The sequence below is a fragment of the Phaeovulum sp. genome (assembly GCF_041596715.1).
In the GTDB taxonomy this organism is placed as follows: Bacteria; Pseudomonadota; Alphaproteobacteria; order Rhodobacterales; family Rhodobacteraceae; genus UBA6213.
Genome location: NZ_JBFHIA010000329.1, coordinates 1 through 2,595 on the forward strand (window position 1 = coordinate 1; position 2,595 = coordinate 2,595).

Annotated in this window: 5 protein-coding genes; 1 reads left to right on the plus strand and 4 read right to left on the minus strand. The window is 62.0% G+C overall.

Annotated elements, in window-relative coordinates:
• On the plus strand, window positions 1-459 hold a 459-nt coding region (locus ABY403_RS15485; protein ID WP_372841715.1), incomplete at its 5' end, for a FadR/GntR family transcriptional regulator.
• 48 nt (window positions 460-507) lie between these two features.
• On the opposite strand, the gene ABY403_RS15490 is transcribed toward ABY403_RS15485, so the two are convergent.
• The 4 genes from ABY403_RS15490 to ABY403_RS15505 form a co-directional block, all read right to left on the minus strand.
• Window positions 508-1,065, minus strand: a complete 558-nt coding sequence (locus tag ABY403_RS15490) for a F0F1 ATP synthase subunit B (RefSeq protein ID WP_372841716.1) — start codon at window positions 1,063-1,065, stop codon at window positions 508-510.
• A gap of 4 nt (window positions 1,066-1,069) precedes the next feature.
• Window positions 1,070-1,615 (minus strand): F0F1 ATP synthase subunit B', encoded by a 546-nt coding sequence (locus ABY403_RS15495; RefSeq protein WP_372841717.1) that lies wholly within the window; start codon window positions 1,613-1,615, stop codon window positions 1,070-1,072.
• Between the two features lie 78 nt (window positions 1,616-1,693).
• Window positions 1,694-1,930 (minus strand): F0F1 ATP synthase subunit C, encoded by a 237-nt coding sequence (locus ABY403_RS15500; RefSeq protein WP_372841718.1) that lies wholly within the window; start codon window positions 1,928-1,930, stop codon window positions 1,694-1,696.
• A 52-nt stretch (window positions 1,931-1,982) separates the two neighbouring features.
• Window positions 1,983-2,595: F0F1 ATP synthase subunit A (locus ABY403_RS15505; RefSeq protein ID WP_372841719.1), on the minus strand; the 613-nt coding region annotated here is incomplete at its 5' end.

Below are 2,595 nucleotides of genomic sequence, written 5' to 3' on the forward strand. Positions count from 1 at the left end.
CGCGATATGGAGGGCTTGGCGGCAGAGCGCGCCGCCCGGCTTGGCTCTGACACCGATCTGAAGGTGATTGATGCGCTATTCGCACGCATGGAGGCCGCGCATCAAAAGCGCAATCCAGCGGATGAAGCAGCACTTGATGCCGAGTTTCACATGGCCATCGTCGAGGCCAGCCATAATGTCATCATGCTGCACATGATGCGCGCCATGTTCGGGCTGTTGCGCGAGGGCGTCTTTTATAATCGCTCGGTGATGTTTCGTCAGCGCACCACGCGCGAGGCACTGCTTGATCAGCACCGCACCATCAACGCGGCATTGCAAGCCCGCGAACCCGCCGCAGCGCGTGCCGCCATCGAGGCGCATCTGAGCTTTGTCGAAGCGGCGCTGCATGATCAGCAAAAGGCCGACAGGCACGAGGCGCTGGCACAGTTGCGCTTGCAGCACGAGGCCGAGCGCGCATGAAAAACCCGGCCACGAAGGGCCGGGTTTTCAAACAGTCTTGCAAGGTGCTCAGTTCAGCCGCGCTGCGACTTCGCTGATGGATGCGTCGATCATCTTGGACTTGGCATCAGCGCCAAGCTGTGCTGCCAGCAATTCAGATGCCGCAGCCACCGCCACGTTCACCGCGCGGTCTTTGACATCGCGCAGGGCCGCAGCCTCGGCAGAGGCGATCTGCTCTTCCGCAGCTTTCAGACGGCGCGCGATAGAGACCTTGAGTTCGGCCTTCGCCGCCTCGGCCGCCGCCAGCGCATCGCGCTTGGCGGTTGCCACGATCATATCGGCCGTGTCCTGCACTTCGCGGCTTTTGCGCTCGTAAGTGGCAAGCAGGGCCTGTGCCTCTTCACGCAGGCTCAGCGCTTCGTCCAGATCGGCCTTGATGCCTGCGGCGCGCTTATCAAGCAGGCCGCCCAGCAAAGCCGGGACCCGGTATTTCAGCAACACACCGACAAACAGCAGGAACGCCAGCGTGATGACGAAGTTCGGGTTGTGCAGCGAAAAGAACGCCCCACCTTCAGCTGCCATCGCCGGGGTAGCTACAAAAAGGGCCGGGATCAGAAGTTTTTTCATCACATCACCCCTTCAACCGAGCATCGACCGCCTTGGCAACCGCCTTGGCATCGGCCTTGCCGCCCAGTGCGGCCACGATGTCGGCGGCGGCTTCGCGCGCAACCGTCACCACGGCTTCCATCGCCCCGGCGCGAATCTCGCCAATCCGATGTTCGGACTCGCTTACCCGCGCGGCGATTTCGGCATCGGCATGCGCAGTTGCCGCATCGAGGTCTTTCTGAATCTCGGCGCGCGCTTGCAGCACGATCTTTTGCGCGTCTGCGCGGGCCTCGACCAAGGCGCGCTCATAGGCGGCTTCCGCCTCTTTGGCGCGCTGCTTGAACTCTTCCGCGGCGGTCAGATCGCTGGTGATAGCGCCCTGACGATCCGCCAGAACCCCGCCAATGCGCGGCAAAGCAATCCGCGACAGCACCCAGTAGATCACCACCAGCGTCACCACGAGCCAGAAGATCTGGTTCGGGAAGCTGGCAAAGTCGAGCTGCGGCATACCCGCCGATTCCGCGGCATGACCCGCGGCGGCGCTCGCGGCCTCGTGCGTAGTTGTTGCCATATCGTCCCCCTGGACCCTTCAAGAACCCGGATGGGCCTGAACCTCAGACCCACCCGACCGCAAGGATGGAAGCAGGTATCAGACGGCGAACATCAGCAGCAGGGCGACGAGGAACGAGAAGATCCCCAGCGCTTCGGCGAACGCGATGCCGATGAACAGCGTGGCGGTCTGGCCAGCAGCGGCCGAAGGGTTACGCAGCGCGCCCGACAGGAAGTTGCCGGCAACGTTGCCCACACCAACCGCAGCCCCGCCCATGCCCATGCAGGCCAGACCAGCGCCGATGTACGCACCCATTTGAACGATATTGCCTTCCATGTCCGTCTCTCCTTGATGTTGGAATAGTGATGATAGGGTTCGATGACTTGCGTCAGTGGTGCGGATGCAGCGCATCCTTGAGGTAGACGCAGGTCAGAATGGTGAAGACGTATGCCTGGATCACGGCGACCATGACCTCCAGACCATACATCGCGGCGATAGCAACCACCGACAGCGGCGAAATCACGGCGATCGCGGCGAAGGCCGCAAACACTTCGATCACCGCGTGCCCGGCCATCATGTTGCCTGCAAGTCGGATCGAGTGGCTGACCGGACGCACGAAGTAGGAAATGACCTCGATCAGCGCGAGGATCGGGCGGAGCGGCAAAGGCGCGGCGCTGACCCAGAACAGGCCCAGAAATCCGACGCCGTTCTTGACGAAGCCGATCACCGTTACGGTGATGAACACGGCAAGCGCCAGAACGCCGGTCACGGCGACATGCGAGGTGGACGCGAAGCTCATCGGCAGCAGGCTAAGCGAGTTTGCGAACACGATGAACATGAACAACGTCATAATATACGGGAAGTATTTCAGGCCGTCCTTGCCCGCGACATCTTCCACCATCTTGTGAATGAAGCCGTAGCTGAGTTCTGCGATCGATTGCATCCGGCTGGGAACGACAGCGCGCCCGCGCGTGCCCACCACCAGCATCAGAAAGATCGCC